Annotated in this window: 1 pseudogene; it reads left to right on the forward strand. The window is 54.3% G+C overall.

From position 1 onward, the window contains the following. The first annotated feature begins 47 nt into the window (after positions 1 to 47). Positions 48 to 603 (forward strand): annotated as a pseudogene (locus A3709_RS24725) (transposase). Positions 604 to 948 lie beyond the last annotated feature (345 nt).

The following is a 948-nucleotide window of genomic DNA, read 5'->3' on the forward strand; positions in this document are numbered from 1 at the left end:
TCTCCTACCGCATAGCCGTCGGGCCACAGCAGGGACGTAAAGCGTTCATGATTCGCACCATACGTCCCCTTGACAGACCTGATCCCGGACTGGAGCGGGTGGCCAAGGCCAATGGATTCTCGCTACACGCCGGAGTGAGCTGTGAAGGACATCAAAAGGACAAGCGTGAGCGGCTGTGTCGGTATATTTCCCGCCCTGCTGTCGCCACACCGCGTCTATCTCAGCCCCACCGGCAAGGTGGTCTACACCCTGAAGACGCCCTACCGGGATGGCACCACGCAAGTGGCATTCGAGCCGGTGGATTTCATCGCACGTTTGGCTGCCCTGGCGCCTAAGCCCCGCGTTAATCTTACCCGCTATCACGGCGTGCTGGCCCCCAACCACCGGTGGCGTGGGGAGGTCACCCCGGCCAAACGTGGCAAAGATGTGAAGCGCATATCCAATGATGAAGTACGCTCAACTGTCGAGCATCACGCTGCGATGACCTGGGTCCAGCGACTCAAACAAGTATTCAATATCGATATTGAAGTTTGCAGTCGCTGCGGCGGATCCCTCAAAGTGATTGCTCGCCTAGAGGGCCAGGACGTTCTCGATCGAATTTAGGCTCACCTTCGAGAGAAGGAACAGGACATTGCACCGCTCCCATTGCTCACACCTCCTCCCAGGGCACCACCTGAGCATTGCCTCTTTTCGCTGGTAAGGATTCCAGCTCAACCGCAATCATTTAGCAAGGAAGCCACCAAATAACGCGCGGCATGGGCTGTTGCGCGCCTTCCTTCAAGAATTAACGGATAGGAATGGCAAGCTCAAAGCCGCGAACATATTTTCAGGGCAATAAACAGTTAATTCGCGAACTTATCCAGCTAAGTCAACAGAATAGGCGAGAAGATCTACTCCCATTAGGCCGTTTATTTTTCCTATACTTCAAGCATTTAATAATCCCTTCTT

It is taken from the genome of Halioglobus sp. HI00S01, assembly GCF_001635445.1.
In the GTDB taxonomy this organism is placed as follows: Bacteria; Pseudomonadota; Gammaproteobacteria; order Pseudomonadales; family Halieaceae; genus Halioglobus; species Halioglobus japonicus.